Origin of the sequence: Streptomyces sp. NBC_01232, from assembly GCF_035989885.1 — a bacterium.
Lineage (GTDB): Bacteria > Actinomycetota > Actinomycetes > Streptomycetales > Streptomycetaceae > Streptomyces.
In genome coordinates this window covers 6,514,783-6,532,652 of record NZ_CP108518.1, presented here as the reverse complement: position 1 = coordinate 6,532,652, position 17,870 = coordinate 6,514,783, and the positions used below count along the sequence as shown (strand labels likewise).

The 17,870-nt window shown below is 71.7% G+C and carries 17 protein-coding genes and 1 pseudogene; 6 read left to right on the top strand and 12 right to left on the bottom strand.

The features are described 5' to 3' along the window. Positions 1–68 precede the first annotated feature (68 nt). Positions 69–1,190 (bottom strand): winged helix DNA-binding domain-containing protein, encoded by a 1,122-nt coding sequence (locus tag OG444_RS30140; RefSeq protein ID WP_327265148.1) that lies wholly within the window; start codon positions 1,188–1,190, stop codon positions 69–71. 165 nt (positions 1,191–1,355) lie between these two features. On the opposite strand from OG444_RS30140, the gene OG444_RS30135 reads away from it, so the two are divergent. Both OG444_RS30135 and OG444_RS30130 read left to right on the top strand, forming a co-directional pair. Next, the gene (locus tag OG444_RS30135; RefSeq protein WP_327265147.1) at positions 1,356–2,534 is read left to right on the top strand and encodes a magnesium and cobalt transport protein CorA; all 1,179 of its coding nucleotides are present in this window, start codon (positions 1,356–1,358) and stop codon (positions 2,532–2,534) included. 324 nt (positions 2,535–2,858) lie between these two features. Further along, a complete protein-coding gene (locus OG444_RS30130; protein WP_327265146.1) occupies positions 2,859–3,389 on the top strand; it encodes an SMI1/KNR4 family protein in 531 nt (176 codons plus the stop codon). A 395-nt stretch (positions 3,390–3,784) separates the two neighbouring features. Here the strand turns inward: OG444_RS30130 and OG444_RS30125 are convergent, their stop codons facing one another. Further along, positions 3,785–4,333: a tyrosine-type recombinase/integrase gene (locus OG444_RS30125; protein WP_327265145.1), complete on the bottom strand. Its 549-nt coding sequence runs from the start codon at positions 4,331–4,333 to the stop codon at positions 3,785–3,787. A 301-nt stretch (positions 4,334–4,634) separates the two neighbouring features. Between OG444_RS30125 and OG444_RS30120 the strand changes: the two genes are divergently transcribed. Together OG444_RS30120 and OG444_RS30115 are read left to right on the top strand one after the other, a co-directional pair. After that, positions 4,635–5,525: a hypothetical protein gene (locus tag OG444_RS30120; RefSeq protein ID WP_327265144.1), complete on the top strand. Its 891-nt coding sequence runs from the start codon at positions 4,635–4,637 to the stop codon at positions 5,523–5,525. Then, complete coding sequence (locus OG444_RS30115) at positions 5,522–7,363, top strand: sacsin N-terminal ATP-binding-like domain-containing protein (protein WP_327265143.1); 1,842 nt, start codon at positions 5,522–5,524, stop codon at positions 7,361–7,363. The genes OG444_RS30120 and OG444_RS30115 overlap by 4 nt, the downstream gene beginning before the upstream one ends. A 106-nt stretch (positions 7,364–7,469) precedes the next feature. Here the strand turns inward: OG444_RS30115 and OG444_RS30110 are convergent, their stop codons facing one another. The 6 genes from OG444_RS30110 to OG444_RS30085 all read right to left on the bottom strand — a co-directional run bounded on the left by OG444_RS30110 (position 7,470) and on the right by OG444_RS30085 (position 12,689). Further along, the gene (locus OG444_RS30110; RefSeq protein ID WP_327265142.1) at positions 7,470–7,661 is read right to left on the bottom strand and encodes a hypothetical protein; all 192 of its coding nucleotides are present in this window, start codon (positions 7,659–7,661) and stop codon (positions 7,470–7,472) included. 37 nt (positions 7,662–7,698) lie between these two features. Next, a complete protein-coding gene (locus OG444_RS30105) occupies positions 7,699–9,063 on the bottom strand; it encodes a serine/threonine-protein kinase (protein ID WP_327266975.1) in 1,365 nt (454 codons plus the stop codon). Further along, on the bottom strand, positions 9,060–9,902 hold the full coding sequence (locus OG444_RS30100) for an FHA domain-containing protein (RefSeq protein WP_327265141.1): 843 nt from the start codon (positions 9,900–9,902) through the stop codon (positions 9,060–9,062). The genes OG444_RS30105 and OG444_RS30100 overlap by 4 nt, the downstream gene beginning before the upstream one ends. Positions 9,903–9,976: 74 nt before the next feature. Further along, positions 9,977–10,852: a peptidoglycan DD-metalloendopeptidase family protein gene (locus tag OG444_RS30095; protein ID WP_327265140.1), complete on the bottom strand. Its 876-nt coding sequence runs from the start codon at positions 10,850–10,852 to the stop codon at positions 9,977–9,979. A gap of 119 nt (positions 10,853–10,971) precedes the next feature. Next, complete coding sequence (locus tag OG444_RS30090; protein ID WP_202198956.1) at positions 10,972–11,637, bottom strand: response regulator; 666 nt, start codon at positions 11,635–11,637, stop codon at positions 10,972–10,974. Continuing rightward, a complete protein-coding gene (locus OG444_RS30085; protein WP_327265139.1) occupies positions 11,634–12,689 on the bottom strand; it encodes a sensor histidine kinase in 1,056 nt (351 codons plus the stop codon). Before OG444_RS30085 ends, OG444_RS30090 begins: the two co-directional genes overlap by 4 nt. A gap of 300 nt (positions 12,690–12,989) precedes the next feature. Between OG444_RS30085 and OG444_RS30080 the strand changes: the two genes are divergently transcribed. Together OG444_RS30080 and OG444_RS30075 are read left to right on the top strand one after the other, a co-directional pair. Next, positions 12,990–13,460: a cation:proton antiporter regulatory subunit gene (locus OG444_RS30080; protein ID WP_327265138.1), complete on the top strand. Its 471-nt coding sequence runs from the start codon at positions 12,990–12,992 to the stop codon at positions 13,458–13,460. A gap of 6 nt (positions 13,461–13,466) precedes the next feature. After that, positions 13,467–14,723, top strand: coding sequence for a cation:proton antiporter (locus OG444_RS30075; protein ID WP_327265137.1), 1,257 nt, complete (start codon positions 13,467–13,469; stop codon positions 14,721–14,723). 120 nt (positions 14,724–14,843) lie between these two features. Here OG444_RS30075 and OG444_RS30070 read toward each other — a convergent pair whose 3' ends face one another. The 4 genes and pseudogenes from OG444_RS30070 to OG444_RS30055 all read right to left on the bottom strand — a co-directional run. After that, positions 14,844–15,092: a hypothetical protein gene (locus tag OG444_RS30070; RefSeq protein WP_327265136.1), complete on the bottom strand. Its 249-nt coding sequence runs from the start codon at positions 15,090–15,092 to the stop codon at positions 14,844–14,846. Between the two features lie 119 nt (positions 15,093–15,211). Next, positions 15,212–16,273 carry a hydrogenase expression/formation protein HypE gene (gene hypE, locus OG444_RS30065; RefSeq protein ID WP_327265135.1) on the bottom strand — a complete coding sequence of 354 codons (1,062 nt, stop codon included), beginning with the start codon at positions 16,271–16,273 and terminating at the stop codon, positions 15,212–15,214. Continuing rightward, the gene (hypD, locus tag OG444_RS30060; RefSeq protein ID WP_327265134.1) at positions 16,266–17,435 is read right to left on the bottom strand and encodes a hydrogenase formation protein HypD; all 1,170 of its coding nucleotides are present in this window, start codon (positions 17,433–17,435) and stop codon (positions 16,266–16,268) included. The genes hypE and hypD overlap by 8 nt, the downstream gene beginning before the upstream one ends. 119 nt (positions 17,436–17,554) lie before the next feature. Further along, positions 17,555–17,833, bottom strand: a pseudogene (locus tag OG444_RS30055) (HypC/HybG/HupF family hydrogenase formation chaperone); the annotation flags it as partial. Positions 17,834–17,870 lie beyond the last annotated feature (37 nt).

Here is a 17,870-nt window from a genome sequence, read left to right as displayed (position 1 = left end):
GATCACCAGTGCGGCGTCAGCCGTGAGTTGACGGTGGTCGGGCGCCCGGCGGGTGCGCGGGGCGGGTGTCAGGGGTTGATCGGCCCGAATCGCACGGACGGGTCGCTCCGGGCGGCCGGGTCGCCCATGGCGGCGATCATCTTCTCCCCCTCGGCGACGATCTCGTCCTTCGCCGTCTTGGGCACCCGGCCGAACAGCTCGACGGTGAGCTCCTGCCCCTCCAGTTTCCACAGACCGGCGAGGAACCCGTCGACGAGCAGGGTGCAGTGGGCCTGATTGCCGGTCCACGAGCGCCCCTTGATCTCGGGGGCGACCACGCGGGTGCGGTCGGCGTGGGAGAGCAGCAGGTTGTCGAACTCGGGGAGGAAGCGGGGCGGCGCCGGGGTGTCCGCGTCGGGGCGGGGGGCGTCGGGGAGGTCGAAGAGCTCCACGCCGTTCTCGTCCTGGAACACGGCCAGGCCAGGGCGCAGTCGCTCGAAGGCCTCGCGCAGCCGGGTCAGTCCGGCCCAGGTCTGCATGTCCTTGACGGAGGCGGGGCCGAAGGCGGCGAGGTAGCGTCGTACGACTTCGTCCACGGGCCGGGCCGTCGCCGCTTCGGCATCGGCGCTCTTCCCGAGCCAGTTCTCCAGGGTGGTGAGGCGGACCTGGCCGCTGCGCCCCCACACCCCGCGGGGTGTGACCTGGACCAGCGGCAGCCGGCAGCGTGCGGCGACGGACAGCGACTGCGGGTCGGCGTCGGGCCATTCGCGGAGCAGTTCCTCACGGAGCTCGCCCATGGTGCGCGGCTCGTTCTCGACGAAGGCGCGGGCACGCTCGGCGAGCCGGTCCAGGTCCACTCCGGCCAGGCCCTTGCGGAAGTAGTTGACCTCCCGGTCGCGGGCCGGCTGGACGAGGGGCCTGAGCGTCAGGGCGTCGTGGGCGGTGTGCGTGTGGATCGTCGACCGCATGGTGACCATCCGGACCACTGCGCGGGATTCCATGAGCCCGGCCAGCTCGTCGGGCCGGAAGCCGGCGAGCCGGGCGTGCAGCTGGAAGTAGGGCGGCTTCACGTTCTGCGCCTGGAGTCCGAGGAGGTGCTCGACGGCGTCCCCGGCGGACATCTCGGCGCGGCTCAGCAGCAATTGGCGGGCGAGCGTGGCACGGTTCAGAGCGCGGGTGCCGAGTACGGGGTGTGTCGTCCTGGAAGCCATGACAGCACGCTAACCCCCCTTGCGGACAGCATCTGTCCGCAACGAGCAACTCCACGCCGAAGCCGGAGGCGGCCAAAAAGCAGACCCCTTTCCACGGGGCGCCGTTTTCCCCCTATATCCTGCCCCTTGCCCGTAAACAGACGTTCGACCGGGAGCTGACCTGCGATGTCGGAGCGCCCAGACCGCGACCGCCGCCCCTCGCCGTCCGCCGCGAAGCGGGCGGGCTGGCGCCGCCCCGCCTCCCCACCCCCGGCCGCACCTCCGGCGGGACCGCCGACCGCGGCCCCGCAGCCGGCCCCGACGGCCGCCGCTCCCCCGAACCACCGCAGCGTGATCGACTCGGCCGTCTACCGCGACGGCCGCCGGATCGCCTCCCCCGCCACCCTGGCCAACACCTTCCGGCAGCTGCGCGAGGAACCCGACGGGATGGCCTGGATCGGACTCCACCGGCCCACGGAGCCCGAACTCCATTCCTTGGCTGGCGAGTTCAACCTCCATCAGCTCGCGGTCGAGGACGCCCTGGAAGCCCACCAGCGCCCCAAGCTGGAACGCTACGGCGACACCCTCTTCGTCGTCCTGCGGGCCGCCCGCTACCTCGACGCCCAGGAGGAGGTCGACTTCGCCGAACTGCACATCTTCGTCGGCCCGGACTTCCTGATCACGGTCCGCCACGGCGGCGCCCCGGACCTCTCGGCGGTCCGCCGCCGCATGGAGGCCAACCCGGAGCTCCTCTCCCTCGGCCCGGAAGCCGCCCTGTACGCCATCCTCGACGCGGTGGTGGACGGCTACGCCCCGGTCGTCGAGGGCGTCCAGACCGACATCGACGAGATCGAGACGGAGGTCTTCCGCGGGGACCCGTCGGTCTCCCGCCGCATCTACGAACTCTCCCGCGAAATGGTCGAGTTCCAACGCGCGACGCGCCCCCTGGTCGGCATGCTCCACGGCCTGATGGCGGGCTTCGCGAAGTACGGCACGGACGAGGAACTCCAGCGCTACCTCCGCGACGTGGCGGACCACGTAACCCACACGAGCGAACGCGTCGACGGCTTCCGCCAGGCCCTCACCGAAATCCTGACGGTCAACGCCACCCTGGTCTCCCAGCAACAGAACGCCGAAATGCGCGCCCTGGCCGAGGCCGGCTTCGAACAGAACGAGGAAATCAAGAAAATCTCCGCCTGGGCCGCCATCCTCTTCGCCCCGACCCTGGTCGGCACGATCTACGGCATGAACTTCGAGGACATGCCGGAACTGAAGTGGGCCGGCGGCTACCCCTTCGCGATCCTCCTCATGGCGGTGGTCTGCGTCAGCCTCTACGTCATCTTCAAGAAGCGCGACTGGCTGTAGACCGCACAGCAGCACCATTGATCAACTTAGCTCCTGCGAACACCGAGAAGCGGCCCGCAGGAACCTCTGGGGAGAATCTGGGGAGAATCCGCAGCCCACCCATGCCGGGCCCTCCCCCGGCCCTTGGGGCCAGCCCTCCCGCACCGCCGACCACCTTCGACGGCACGCGATTGCGGAGGGTAACGACAACGGGTGGCACAGCAGATGCTGTGCCACCCGTTGTCGCGACCAGGCCTGTCCTGTCTCCCCCGACGACTACAAGCCGTCGTCCAACGGCCTTGCCCGTGGGGCGTCGATGTCCGACCCCCTGTCTAGCCTGTCTCCGTGAAGCCCACCGATGACCGCCAGTTCCCCGCCGCGCTCGCCACCGCGATGGCCGTTCGATTCGACTACGCCGACGGGAAGACCGGGGTCGATTTCGAACCCTTCCCGGCCTTCCTGTCCGCTGCCGAGACCACCGACTGGTTCCAGGCATGGACCGGGAACAGCGAACTGGACGGCAACGACTTCCGCGTGTTCGGACAAGACGGCACGGGCGGGTACGCGGCGATCTGGCTCATCCGCCCGAGCCGCCCTCTGGCCGAGCAGCCCATCGTCTTCCTCGGCTCCGAGGGCGAGACCGGTGTCGTAGCACGCGACCTGGGCGACTTCCTGTGGCTACTGGCCGACGGCTTCGGCCCCTGGGAAGCCGCCACGTCCTACGAGCCGGACTGGAGGGCGCAGCCCAATCCGGGGCTGGCAGCCATCGCCGAAGGATTCGCACCGCACCAGCGCCGGTCGGCGGCAGCCGTGATCGAGCTGGCGACCCGGGAGTTCCCCGACTTCGACGACACCATCATGGGCCTCTGCCGCTGAACCCAGCGTCGTCACCTGCACGACCAGCCGGGATCACGGGAATGACGGAACGCTCAAGTCACCGCGCCCCTATATCGCGTTCGAGCATCGCTGTAGCCCCCGTTGGACCTATGGCTGGCCCTGGGAGTGTCCCGGCCGGACGCCGAAGCTCGAATCCACGAGGCACGGCCCCTCTTCGACGAGTTCGAGGCGGGAGAGGAAGACGTCGTCGCCATGCACTTCCTACTCTTCGCGCAGACCCGGTTCCGGAACGGGCGGGGCTCACCTCCCGAGTTCTGGGCGGCCATGGTTACGGCCGGGGAACTCCTGGCAACCGAGGACGGCTCGGACCAGGCAGAGGTGACGGCGGGGCTGGAACATTGCCGGGCCCAGGTGACCGCTGTTGGTACGGGCTCTCAGATGCTGCCGTGAGAGGAAACGAGGCCCTCAGGTACGTACTCGGGCACCGTGCCGAGCAGTGCGTCGATGGCCGCGCGACCCTTGCCGCCGACCTCCGGCATGAAGTGGGCGTAGTGGTCGAGGGTGATGGTCGGACTTGAGTGACCGAGCCACCGGGCGAGCGTGACGATGGACTCGCCCGCTTCGAGGAGGACCGAGGCGTAAGTGTGCCGGAGCACGTGGAAGCCGTCCTTGCGCGAAGCTTTCCACCGCGCGCCCTTCTCCCGTACGGGAATGACTCCAGCCGCGGCGAGGGCTGGCTTCCAGGCCTCGTCGTTGAAGATGTTGGCGCGGATGGCGTTGCCGTACGTCGTCATGAGGACGAGCGGGAAGCTCTGCTTCTCCCGGTCGGGCTCCGGTCCGCCCCAGGGGAGCTCGACGTCGACCGCCGGATGGTCGAGGAAGTATGCGGCCAGTTCCGTAGCCACCGACCGGGGCATGTCGACGATGCGCGTCTTGCCGCCCTTGGGCAGGGCGAAGTAGAGGCGCCCGGAGAGAAGTTGCACCTGCCTGCGACGCGGTCTGCAGTCATTCGGCCTGCGCAACCTGCACCATGCGGATAGCCGCGTCTTCGCCGTCGCGCCCGCCTCCACCGCGGGGGCCGGGCGGCCGCCGATCACCTTCAGTGCCATCGACAAGAGCCAGTCGGAATCTCTCATCGTCGACGTGCGCAACTGACGCGCGGACGCGGGTTCCCGTTGGCCGGGGGGGATGCGGAGGTTTGGGTTCCGGCCAGGCGGTATCGTCCCCCTCGCCGGACCTCGTCCGGCGAGACATGCAGGTTTCGCGGGGAGGGCAGGCAGGACCATGGGCGACAAGAACAAGACGGTGCAGCCGATCGACGTGGAGGTCGACGAGCTCTCGTTGTCCCTCCTGGGATGGCAGATCGACGAGATCGAGGCCCGGCTGGTCACCACGACCTACGGGAAGAACGATCACTTCCAGGAGGTCGCGGTCTCCGGCACGGCGCGCTTCCTCGGTGAGGACTGGACCGACCGGTTCAGCGGGGGCGACTACGCGCCCGTGCTGCTGCTCTCCCTCGGCCGCGCGGGGGCTCCCACCGCCCCCGGCTACGACCGGGTCGTGATCGAGACGGTGAAGAAGGTGTCCAAGCGGCCCCAGCGCTTCTCCGAGAAGAGCACCTCGTGGGAGTGCAAGAAGCCCCTCGCGCCCGAGGAGATCGCGCTCCGGATCACCTCCCTCGACGTGGAGGAGATCGACTCGGGTCTCGCCCTCCCGTCCAGCAAGTACTCCGCGGTCCCGCTCGAGGTGATCGACGAGTCGACGCACACGGCGGTACGGCTCGCCGTCACCACGAGCAGCGCCCACATCCTGCGCGACGAGTACGACTCGTGCCTGCGGGTGCACCTCGCCGGCAGCGCGGAGTTCGGTACCGCCGACCAGCTCCTCGCCGCCCACCTCGCCGCCGAGGACTGGCGGGACGAGGACGCGACGCTCGAGGACGAGTGCCCCTTCTCCGTGCCCCTGCCCGGACTGGTCGTGGAGATCCTGGAGGAGGGGGGCTTCCTCCTCACCAAGAAGGAGATCAGCCTCTACGGCAGCATCCCCGTGAACGAGTCGGGCAAACTGCCCTCTCGCCGGCCCCGCTGGATCGCGGACGCCGGTGACGACCTCGGCGAGTACGCCGGGACGCCGGCGCGCGTCATCGTCCGGATCGTGGACGCGGAAGACCTGTGAGCGATCTCGTACGCCACCTGCTCGCCCTGCAGGACACCCTCGTCCGCGAACACGCCCAGGCCCCGGGCCTCTTCGGTGAGATCGCCAGGATGGAGAACCTCCTCGCGGACACCTACCGCAACCGGGTGCCCTACGAGCTGCTCCAGAACTCCGACGACGCCGGATCGGCCTCCGTGGTCATCGAGGACCTCGGAGGCGGCCGCTACACGTGGAGCAACGACGGAAGGCTCCTCGACGCGGGCGATGTCGAGGCACTGTGCCGCAGCGCCAGCTCGACCAAGCTCCGCGGCGGCGACTCGATCGGCTACCGGGGCATCGGTTTCAAGTCGCTGGCCGCCGTGGCGGCCCGTATCGAGGTCCGCTCGGCCGGCGTGGCCTTCACCTTCGACAAGGAGGCCGCCGCGGCGCTCCTCGGCGAACCGTCCGGTGCCTCCCTGCCCCTGATCCGGATTCCCGCGGGCATCCGCGACGGCGGCCGGACCGAGGGCACCAGCTTCACCATCACCTGCCGGCCCGGCGCCGACGGCGGACTGCACTCCATCGACCCGGTCAGCGCGCTGTTCCTGCGGAACGTCACGCGGATCGAGACCCGGTCGAACGGTTCCGGTCGGCAGGTTCGGGTCGACCGCGGACCGTCCGAGGTCGTCCTCCACCTCCACGAGGGCGAGGCGCGGTTCGGCGTTCTGGTGCACGGCACCGCGACGGTCGCCGTACCGCTCAACGCACGCGCCCTGGCGATGACGGGCGTCCGCGGCCGGCTCGCCTGTTTCCTCCCGCTCGACGACGAGGTCGGCCTGCCCGTCGTGGTGTCGGGCGACCTGCTCACCGACCCCTCGCGCACGCACGCCGTGGTGGCCGACGCCTCGACGCGGCAGGTCCTGGCCGACGCGGCCCGGGCACTGGCCGACCGGCTCCGCACTCCAAGCGACCCGGTGTCCGAGCGGCTGTGGCAGCTGCTCCTCGAGGGGGAGGACATCCGCAGCCTCCTGGTGTCGGCGGGCACCTCGGCCGGTACCGTCCTGCTCACCGCGCTCCGGGAGGAGATGACGGCGCGCCGCCCGTCGTTCGCGTACTCGAGCCTGGCCCTCGAACCCGAGGACGTGGCCGTACTGTTCCCGGGCGGAGCGCCCGCCGCCCTGTACGCGCAGCGCAACCAGACGGCGGCCAGGGCGGCGAAGGCCGTGCTGGGCCTGCGCACGCTCGACTTCACCGACGTGGTGACCGGGCCGGACGTCGCGGCGCTGTCCGGCGCCCTCCAGGGCCGGCTGGGCCGGCACCTCGGAGAGCTGGCGCGCACCCACGGCCGAAAGCTCACCACTGCCGAGCGCAAGCTCGTGGACGCGGCGGTGGACGCGGCGGACGCCGCGCCCGGCGCGGCCTCCGGCACGGCTCTCGCCGCGGCCCCCGCCCCGGTGGCGGCCACCCGAGCCGCCACCGCCCTGCCCGAGGGTTCCTTCCCCGTCGTCATGGCCCGATGGCGCACTGCCGAGGTGGCCACCATGGAGTTCCTCAACGGCCGCGGCTGGAACCTGAGCGACGTCAGTGGCCAGAACGTCGGCTACGACCTGGACGGAACGGATTCCGAAGGCCGTTCCGTACGGATCGAGGTGAAGAAGGTGGACCGGCCGGACGCCCGGTTCGCCATGACGAACAACGAGATGTCCCTCATGCTCACGGCCCCGGGCGGGTACCTGCTCGCCGTGGTCGTCGGTGACGGAAAGCACGTCAAGCTCCTGCTCCTCGACCCCTCGGCCGAGAACCTTCCCCGCGAACGGGTCTGCCGCCGCTGGGACTGGGAGTTCACCGACTGGGCGCGGTTCGCGCAGGTCGTCGACTAGGCCGTCCCACGCGGTCCGTGGGCGGCGGTGGGTCGACCACCGCCGCCCACGGAGTCACCGCGTGGAAGTACCGGGGCCCCGACCGCCCGTCCTCGACACCGACTCTTCAGGCCGGCCAGCCGACCTGCCCGCTCTCGACCCGAAGTACATCCGGGACCTCGGCTTCGTGGCACCTGAGGAATCCGATCCTCACCGCACCGTCCCCGAGCAGGTGCATTTCGTGAGCCCTCTCGGCCAGCCAGCGGAGCAGCTCGCCGACCCGGTCGGACTCGTCCGGGTGGAGCTCCTGTCGGGCCATCGGCGACCAGCCCTTTCGCGGCGGGGGCCGGCCGTGGTCAGCAGTGCGGGACCCAGGCGTGGGAGCGGGGGCGGGTCGGGGTGGTGAGGTTGGTGCTGGTGCCCACCTTGACGCAGCCCAGCAGGTCCTGGCGGGCGGGCTGCGCGTAGTAGAGGACGTCGACCTGGCTCGCGCCCTCGTGGAGGTCGAACCCGTTGTTGAAGACCGAGCGGGGTGCCTGGCGGGCCGTCCAGGGGCAGGGGGTCGGGCCGTCGATCCAGTCGGCGCCGCCGTCGACCCAGGAGCACATCTCGCCGCGGCCGTCCTCCTCCGCGAAGAAGCAGACGGCCCCGCGCCGGCACCGGTCGTACCCCGCCGCCTCGTCGGACTCCTCGACGTGGATCAGCCCCGAGCCCCATGCGGCGCCCAGGCCCGCGAGCGCCGCCGCCGCGCCGGCCGCAATCAGGGCGCGGCGCCGGCGACCGGGCCTACGGAGCGTCCGCGGGGAAGGGACTATCGTGCCGGCGGCCGCGGCCTCCACCCGGGGCAGCAGCGACGCCGCCGTGTGCGCGACCCGGTCCTCGTGCCTTCGGGCCAGGCAGTCGCGGACGATGTCGCGCCACGGCTCCGGCAGTTCCGGCGACAGCCGCAGCTCCTCCTCGCCCCTGGCGTAGCGCAGCGCCGCGTCGCGGCGGGCGGCGGGAGTGCCGCCGGGCAGCGGCAGCAGGCCGGTCAGGACGACGTGGGCCAGGACGCCGAAGGCCCAGATGTCGGCCGTCGGGCGGATCTTCGTACCGCGTTCGCCGACCTCCGCCCAGAGCAGGTCGGGCGGGGTGTAGTCGGGTGTGGCGAAGGCCGGTGAGTAGGCGTGGGTGCCCTCCAGTTCCGCCGCCATGTTGAAGTCGCCCAGGCGCGCCGTGCCGTCGGCCATCAGCAGGACGTTCCCCGGCTTGAGGTCCCCGTGCACCCAGCCCGCGCGGTGGAGTTGACCGAGCCCCTCGCAGACCTGGGCGAGGAGGGCGGGACCGGCCTCGGGCACCCCGTCGGCCAGGAGGGCGTCCAGGGAGCCCGCCGCCTCCTCCAGTACGAGCACGGTTGCGCCGTCGAGTTCGGGGCGGCCGGGGTCGTCGACCGTGAGCACCTCGTACAGCCGGATCAGCCGGGGTGAGCACACCCGGCGCAGCACCTCGGTCTCGCGCTCGGCGAGCTCGCGCAGGTGCCGAAGCTGGCGCGGCGTGCGGGTGCCGGTCGGCAGGACCTTGAGCGCGGCCCGGCCCGGCAGCCCCGGCTCGGGTACGGCGCGCCGGGCCGCGTACACGCTGCCGAAGGCGCCGGCCCCCAGCAGCGGCCCGACGGTCCAGGGGCCGACCCGGTAGCCGGTCGGGACCGTGAGGGCGCCGGGGTGCCCGGCCGTCCCGGTCAGCGGACGGTACCGGTCGGGGCGGCCGGCAGGGCCGCCAGGTCGGTCTCACGGACGAGGTCGAAGCGCAGCGCCAGCGAGACCAGGGTCTCCTTCTTGCCGACCAGCCGTGGACCCGGATCCGCCGTGTCGGGGCCGGGCTTGAGTCGGAGCTTGACCGCGAGGTAGTCGATGTTCCACTGCACGGCGGCGCGGTTGGCCGCGAGCCACGACGGCTTCAGCCGTTCGACCACCTGCTCGACGGTGGGCAGGGGCGCGTGCGGTTCGCCCCGCAGGCGCGGTTCGCAGAGCGCGGTCAGGACCAGGAAGTACCGGCTGGAGCGGTCGAGCGGGAAGGGGAGTACGGTCGGCTCGCCGTCGTGCTCGCCCGGTTCGTCCCGGTCGGCGTAGTCGTGGCGCGGCGCCCAGACGTCCAGGGTGAGCAGTTCGGAGCCGGCGGGCAGGACGATCCGGGCGAACTCGAACGGGACCGGAGCGTCCAGCCGCCCGGGCGCGATCTTGATGTGCTCGCCGGCGCCCTCGGGGTTCTCGACCACGTAGGTCGCCGCGCGGGAGAAGTTGCTCAGCGACCAGTACGTGCCGGTGGCGGTGATCTCCCCCGCCGAGCGCGAGACCCCGGCGTGCGGGACGTGCAGGGTGTGCGGGACGTGCAGGGTGTGCGGGGCGTTCATGGCGCGCGGGGCGTTCATGGCGTGCGCGTGCGGGCCGCCGCCGCCCGAGCTGCGGGCGTCGGGTGGGCCGGGTAAGTCGTCACGGCCGAACCGGAGGGTCTGCCCCGGTGCCAGCCGGATCTGTGCGGCCGGGGACATGGTGGGTCCCGGAACCACGATGATGCTGTCCACACTGCTTCCTTCCCCCGAGATGCAGGGGAAGGTTAGCCAGCGGAATCAATCGTTCCTGCAACGATGACCCGGACTCAGCACTCGCCGCGCCACTGGAACCGGTCGATGGTCCGGCCGCCCGCGGGAAGGTTCCCGCGCCCCTCGTCCCAGCCCCGGTGCAGGCAGGCGCTGCCGCCCTCCTTGAAGTACACCTGTACGTGGTCATAACCCGGCTGCGTCGTGCCGTTGTTGAAGAAGGACTTGCGCAGCCCGCACGTGCTCCGGGGCTCGTCGCCGGCGGACCGGCACACGGTTCCGGTTCCGTCGGCTCCCGAGTAGAAGCAGACGTTGCCGGGCGGGCAGTCCTGCCAGGCGGGGGCGGGCGTACCGGCGCAGTTGCGGCTGGTGACGCCCCGCCACTCCTTCGCCTGGCCCGAGTACTCGACCCCGTCGAAGTGGACCGGTACGCGGTGGCTCTCGTCCGTGAAGTCACCGGAGGCGAGGTAGCGCTGCTCGTAGTGCAGGTGGGACCAGGTGGAGGCGCCCGTGGTGCCGATGCGGCCGATCCGGGTGGACGGCTGGACGGGGTCGCCCTTCCTGACGTACGCCGCCGGGTCGTCCTTCAGGTGGTAGTACGCCGTGAACCAGCCGTTGCCGTGGTTGATCTGGATGGTGTTGCCCGAGCCGTTGTTCCAGTACGTGGCGGACACGGTGCCGGCGGCGGACGCCAGGACGGGCAGTACGTCGGAGCCGGTGTTGTCCTCCACCACGAGGTCCAGCGCGGGGTTGTGGCCCCAGGTGTTCAGGTCCCACTTCGTTCCGCACTGGAAGGGCAGCTGGAACGCCGGCTTCGCCGCGGCCGCGGCCGCATTTCCCTGCTCTGCGGCGGACGCGGGCGCAGCACCCGCCAGCACCAGTCCCGCCACGCACATCAGCACCACCGCCCGCAGCCTGCTCGGATACCGCAGCACGTCTTCCCCTCCCGGCCCCTGTGGACGGCGCCCGGACGGGCGGTCCCGGCGTCATGCTCGGGGGCGGGGGCCGGGCGCACCACCTCGCACCTACGAGGGTGGACCCGCGGACCTGCCGGCTACGGCTCGATCAGGCCGACCCGGATCGCGTACCGGGTCAGCTCGAGCCTGTCGCGCATGCCCAGCTTCTGCAGCAGGTTGGCCCGGTGGCGCTCCACCGTCTTGGCACTGATGACGAGGAGGTCGCCGATCTCCTTCGAGGAGTGGCCCTCCGCGACGAGCTTGAGGATCTCCTCCTCGCGCTCGGTGATCGCCCGGGCGGGCAGCGGATCGCCCTGGCGGGCCCGGTCGAGGTAGTTGCGGATGAGGGTCGTCTCGGCGCCGGGATAGATGAACGGCTCGTCCCGGATCGCCGCCCGGCACGCCTCGACGAGGTCGCGGTCGGCCACCGACTTGGGGACGTAGCCGGCCGCGCCCGCCTTGAGCGCCTCGAAGAAGTACTGCTCGTTGTCGTACATGGTGAGGATGAGGATGCGCAGTTCGGGCCGCAGCCGGGAGAGTTCCCGTGCGGCCTGCAGCCCGGTCATCCGGGGCATCGCCACGTCGAGGACGGCCAGGTCCACCTCGCCGGTACGGGCCAGGGCGACCGCCTCCGCGCCGTCGCCGGCCTCGGCGACCACCGTGAGGTCCGGCTCGGCGTCGAGGATGAGCCTGACCCCGCGCCGTACGAGGGCGTGGTCATCAGCGAGCAGGACGCGGGTCGGCGCCCGTTCCGGGGTGGTCAACGCTTCCCCTCCCCGAGCCCTCGGCCGGTTGTGGTCGTGGTTGTGGTTGTGGTTTCTGGCGCGGCCGCGGTTTCGGTCGCGGTGGCGGCGGCGTGAGCAGAGGCGGCGGCCGTGGCGACGGCGGGCACGTCCAGCCGTACGTCGGTGCCGCCCTGCGGGCCGCCCCCGATGGCGAGGTCCGCGCCGATCAGCAGGGCCCGTTCGCGCATGCCCTGGATCCCCGCGCCCTCACCGGCCGCGCCGATCCCCCTGCCGTCGTCCCGTACGAGCAGCCGGACCGCCCCGTCGGGACGGACCGCCAGGTGCACCTCGACGGCGGTCGCCCGCGCGTGCCGGGCGGCGTTGGTCAGGGCCTCCTGGGCGACCCGGTAGACGACGAGTTCGGCCGCATCGTCCAGCCGGGGGACGCCCGGGCCGATGACGTGCCGCACGGTCAGCGACCCGCTCCTGAACTCGGCCGTCAGGGCGCGCAGGGCGCTGTGCAGCCCGAGCTCCTCGAGGATTCCCGGGCGCAGCCTGCGGGCGATGCGCCGGATCTCGTCCAGGCTGGTCCGGGTCGTCTCCTGCACCTGGTGGAGCTCCTCCCGCAAGGGGTCCGGGGCCCGGTCGGCGGCGTGCTTGAGCTGGAGCAGGACGGCGGTGAGGGTCTGGCCCACCTCGTCGTGGAGCTCCTGCGCGATGCGCCGGCGTTCGGCCTCCTGCGCGGAGAGGGCGCGGGCGCTGCTCCCTGCCCGCTCCGCCTCCAGCCGGCCCAGCATGGCGTTGTAGGACATGGTCAGATCGGCCACTTCGCCGGGGCCCTCCACCCGGGCCCGGCTGCCGGGGCGCAGCAGGTCGACGGCGCTCATCGCCCGGGTCAGCCGGCCGAGCGGTGCCAGTCCGATGCGGAGCAGGACGGCGTTGGCGATCAGCATGGCCGCAAGGCCCGCGAGGAGCACCACGGCCTCCCCGAAGAGGATGGGGGTGGAGACGGTGACCGGTCCGAGCAGCAGCAGGACGGCCGTGACGAGGACGGCCGCGTTGAGCAGGAAGATCCGCCAGTACAGCGACACGGTCGTCTCTCCCCTCGTCCGACGGTCCGCCGCCCGGGCGGACCACTCACTTCCACTATCCCCGCCGACGCCGCCCCGCACCTGCGGTGACCTGCATTGACCTGCGGTGGGATCCGTGTCCCCGCTTCAGCCTGTCGTCCGCCGGGGGCCTTGTCCATCCGTGCCGACACCCATATCCCGGCCCACGCGGAAAGTGGCACGATGAGCGCGCGCAGTATCCGGAACCTGCCTTCCGCCGGGCTGCGCCGCACCACGGCCGAACACGAAGCAAGGGGGGACAGAGCTGTGCCTGCTCCACGGATGAGCACCACGCCACTGCCCGGCATCGGGGTCCAGTACGACCTCACCACCCGCGAGCACCGCCACCTGTCGGTGATCGCCCACCGCGACGGGACCCGTACGGTGAACGTCTACCGCGCGGACGATCCCGACGCGTGCGCGCAGTCCCTGCACCTGACGGGGGCGGAGACCACCTCGCTGATCGACGCGCTGATGCCCGCGCACCACAGCCCCAACCTGCTGCACACCACCGACCTCGGACTGGTGGCCGAGCGCATCGAGCTGTCCACGCACTCGCACTGGAACGGCCGGCTGCTGGGCGAGACCCGGATGCGGACGGAGACCGGCGTCTCGATCGTCGCGGTCCTGCGCCGGGCCGAGGCCCGCCCCTCCCCCGCCCCCGACTTCCGCCTCGCCGGCGGGGACACGCTCATCGTGATCGGCACCCGCGAGGGCGTCGACGCGGCCGCCTCCATACTCGGACGGGAGTGATCGCCTGTGCACTCCGCTGTCTTCCTGATCGAGTTCGGTGCGATCATCCTGGGCCTGGGACTGCTGGGCCGGCTCGCCGGCCGCTTCCGCTTCTCCCCGATCCCCCTGTACCTGCTGGCCGGCCTCGCCTTCGGTACGGGCGGACTGCTGCCCATGGGCGCCAGCGAGGAGTTCGTGGCGATCGGCGCCGAGATCGGCGTCATCCTGCTCCTGCTGATGCTGGGGCTGGAGTACACGGCCACCGATCTGGTCTCCAACCTCAAGACCCAGTACCCGGCCGGGCTGGTGGACTTCACCCTCAACGCCGTGCCGGGTGCGCTCGCCGCGCTGCTGATGGGCTGGGGGCCGGTGGCCGCCGTGGTGCTGGCGGGGGTCACCTGGATCTCCTCGTCCGGCGTCATCGCCAAGGTGATGGGGGATCTCGGGCGGCTCGGCAACCGCGAGACCCCGGTCATCCTCAGCGTCCTGGTCCTCGAGGACCTGGCCATGGCCGTCTATCTGCCCATCATCACCGCGCTGCTGGCCGGTGTCGGTCTCGCGGCGGGCAGCCTGACCCTCGCGATCGCCCTCGGGGTGGCCGGCGCGGTCCTGTTCGTCGCCGTCCGCTACGGCCGCGTCATCTCCCGGTTCGTCTCCAGCGACGACCCGGAGAAGCTGCTCCTCGTCGTCCTCGGCCTGACCCTGCTCGTCGCGGGCATCGCCCAGCAGCTGCAGGTCTCCGCCGCGGTCGGCGCGTTCCTGGTCGGCATCGCCCTGTCCGGTGAGGTGGCCGAGGGTACGCACACCCTGCTCAGCCCGCTGCGGGACCTGTTCGCCGCGGTGTTCTTCGTCTTCTTCGGCCTGCACACCGACCCGGCGAGCATTCCGCCCGTCCTGCTGCCCGCGCTCGCGCTCGCGCTGGTCACCACGGTCACGAAGATCGCCACCGGTTACTGGGCCGCGCGGCGCGCCGGGATCGGGGTCAAGGGCCGCTGGCGGGCCGGCGGCACGCTCGTCGCCCGCGGCGAGTTCTCGATCGTCATCGCCGGGCTCGCCGTCTCCGCGGGCATCGAACCGGCCCTCGGGCCGCTGGCCACCGCCTACGTGCTCATCCTCGTGGTGATCGGGCCGCTCACCGCCCGGTACACCGAGCCGCTGGCCGCGTGGTTCATCGGGCGCCGCGCCGGGAGCACCCCGCTGCTCGCCGCCGTGCCCTCCCCCGCGAAGTCCCGGGAGAGCGTCCCGGAGACGGCCCCCGACCAGGACCCGGCCGGGCGTCCGTAACCGGGAGCGTCCGCGAACGGGGGACGTCCGTAGGTGAGAGCTGCCCGGGCCGGGCCGACGGCACCCGCCGGGTCCTGTCGTCGAAATCCCGCCTGGCCCGCGCTGCTTTGACGACGGGACCTAGAACGGGGGTGTCATCGGCTTCGCCCGGCGGGTGGCCCGCGGATCGGCCGCGCACAGGCGGTTCACCGCCAGTGCGGCCACGACCAGTCCGGCCGCCAGCACGAGCCCGTTGGGCAGGGCGGCCCCGGCCACCACGGCCCAGACCCCGAGGGCCACGGCCAGCCAGGCGCCGGACCGGCGCCGGCCCCGACCGCGTACCGGACGGTCTTCGGGGCCGGTGCGCCCCGTGTCGTCGGATCGAGGCATGTCTCCGCTCCTTTCCGTCGGTCGGGCGGAGGCGAAGGGACCCGGGGGTGTTCCCTCTTCGAGAGTCACCCGGGCCGCCGGCCCCACGCATCGGGGCCGGCACCCATCTTGCGCACCGTTCAGCAGATGCGCGGGAGCTGCTCCCCGATCGGCAGGTCGACCACGCGGGTGCCGCCGAGGGCGGTACGGGCCACGACCAGGCCCGGGTGGGCGTCGACGGCCTCGCCGATCACCGCCGCGTCGCGGCCCAGGGGATGGGCGCGCATGGTGTCGAGGACGGCGTCGGCGTGCTCGCGCGGTACGAAGGCGACCAGCTTGCCCTCGTTGGCCACGTAGAGCGGGTCGAGCCCGAGGATCGCGCAGGCGTTCGCGACGGCCGCGGGGACCGGGACGCGGCCCTCGTGGATCACGACACCGGTGCCCGAAGCGGCCGCGATCTCGTTCAGGGAGGCAGCCAGGCCGCCCCGGGTGGGGTCGCGCAGCACGTGCAGGTCCGGGGTGACGGCGAGCATGCTCCGTACGAGGCCGCCGAGGGCCGCGCAGTCGCTCTGGACGTCCACGCCGAATTCGAGTCCCTCGCGGACACTCATGATCGCGACTCCGTGGAGTCCGATCTCACCGCTGACGATGACGACGTCACCCGGTACGACGCGCTGCGGTCGCAGGTCCACCCCCTCGGGGATGATCCCGATGCCCGCGGTGTTGATGTAGATGCCGTCGCCGTGGCCCGACTCCACCACCTTGGTGTCGCCGGTCGCCACCTCCACGCCCGCGGCCCGCGCGGCAGCGCCCATGGACTCGGCGACGCGCGCCACGACCGACATCTCGACGCCCTCCTCCAGGATGAACCCGCAGGACAGGTAAGCCGCTTCCGCGCCGCTCATGGCCAGGTCGTTGACCGTGCCGTTGACGGCGAGCTCGCCGATGGAGCCGCCCGGGAAGAAGAGCGGCCGCACCACGTACGAGTCGGTGGAGAACGCCAGCCGGACCCCGCCCAGCGAGACGGCCGCGGAGTCCCCGAGCTGGGCGAGCACTTCACCGCCGAAGGCGGGGGCGAAGAGGTGCTGGACCAGTTCGGCGGAGAGTGCGCCTCCGCCGCCGTGGCCCATCACCACGCGGGGGCGGTCGCGCAGCGGGGCGGGGCACGTCCAGCCCGTGATGTCGAGTGCGGTGTCAGACAACGGGGCTCGCCTCCAGCGGGGCGTTCACAGGGGTGGTGGCGGTCGCGGCAGTCGCGACCGCGGGCACGGTACCCAGCTCGAGGCGCCGGTAGAGGTAGTACGCGGCGCAGGCCCCCTCGCTGGAGACCATGGTGGCGCCGAGCGGGCTGCGCGGGGTGCAGAGCGTGCCGAAGGCCTCGCACTCGTGCGGTTTCAGCAACCCCTGGAGCACCTCGCCGCTGCGGCACTCGGCCGGCTCCAGGGTCTTGATGCCGGTGACCGAGAAGCGGTGTTCGGCGTCGAACTCCCGGTAGCGGGGCGACAGCCGCCAGCCGCTGTCGGGGATGACGCCGATGCCCCGCCAGGCCCGGTCGGTTACCTCGAAGACGTCCTCCAGCATGGCGAGGGCGGCCGGGTTGCCCTCGGGGCGGACGGCGCGCGCGTAGGCGTTGTCGACGGTGTGCTCACCTCGCTCCAGCTGCCGCACGGCCCGGCGCACGCCCTCCAGGATGTCCAGCGGCTCGAATCCCGTCACCACGATCGGCACCCGGTGGCGCGCGGCCAGTTCGGGGTACTCGCGCACGCCCATCACGCTGCAGACGTGCCCGGCGGCGAGGAAGCCCTGGACCCGGCAGCTCGGCGACTGCATGATCGCCTCGATCGCCGGGGGAACCCGGACGTGGGAGACCAGCAGGCTGAAGTTGGCAATGCCCAGCTTCTTCGCCTGGTGGACGGTCATCGCGTTGGGCGGCGCCGTGGTCTCGAAGCCGATGCCGAAGAAGACCACCTGGCGCTTCGGGTTCTCCTGGGCGATCCGCAGGGCGTCGAGCGGAGAGTACACGACGCGTACGTCGCCGCCCTCGCTCCTTACCTGGAAGAGGTCGCGGCCGGTCCCGGGCACCCGCAGCATGTCCCCGAAGGAGCAGAAGATCACATCGGGGCGGGAGGCGATCTCCAGCGCCTTGTCGATGACCTCCAGCGGGGTGACGCACACCGGACATCCCGGTCCGTGGATCAACTCCACCTGATCCGGCAGCAGTTGATCGATCCCGTGCCGGATGATGGTGTGGGTCTGACCGCCGCAGACCTCCATCAGGGCCCAGGGGCGGGTCACCGTGGCGTGGATGTCGTCGAGCAGCCGACGGGCGAGGTCGGGGTCCTGGAACTCCTCGATGTACTTCACGGCTGGACTTCCTCCTGCGGTACGGCGAGGACGCGTTCGGGTGCGGGTACGGTCCCGGGTTCGAGCTCGGGCTCCGATCCGGACGGGGATCCGGATCCGGGATCGTCGGCGAAGGGCCAGGGGTCGCCGCCGGCCGCAGCCGCCTGCTCCCATGGATCGCCGAACTCTTCCTGCAGCATGCCGAGTTGGGCGAAGAGTTCGAGAGTCTGCTTGGCCGACTCCTCGTCGAGACGCTGGAGGGCGAACCCCACGTGGACAATCGCGTACTCGCCCACCTGCAGGTCCGGGAGGTACTCCAGGCACACTTCCTTCTGCACACCGCCGAAGTCGACGGTGGCCATGCGGGTGCCGTCCTTCTCCCCGATGTCGAGCACTCTGCCGGGCACCGCCAGGCACATGGGCTTCTCCTTGCTGTGGGTGGCGTCAGGGGGGTCA

Coding starts and splice junctions, on each gene's coding strand:
- OG444_RS30140 (WP_327265148.1), bottom strand. CDS start 1,190: ATGGCTTCCAGGACGACACACCCCGTACTCGGCACCCGCGCTCTGAAC.
- OG444_RS30135 (WP_327265147.1), top strand. CDS start 1,356: ATGTCGGAGCGCCCAGACCGCGACCGCCGCCCCTCGCCGTCCGCCGCG.
- OG444_RS30120 (WP_327265144.1), top strand. CDS start 4,635: ATGGGCGACAAGAACAAGACGGTGCAGCCGATCGACGTGGAGGTCGAC.
- OG444_RS30110 (WP_327265142.1), bottom strand. CDS start 7,661: ATGGCCCGACAGGAGCTCCACCCGGACGAGTCCGACCGGGTCGGCGAG.
- OG444_RS30080 (WP_327265138.1), top strand. CDS start 12,990: ATGAGCACCACGCCACTGCCCGGCATCGGGGTCCAGTACGACCTCACC.
- OG444_RS30070 (WP_327265136.1), bottom strand. CDS start 15,092: ATGCCTCGATCCGACGACACGGGGCGCACCGGCCCCGAAGACCGTCCG.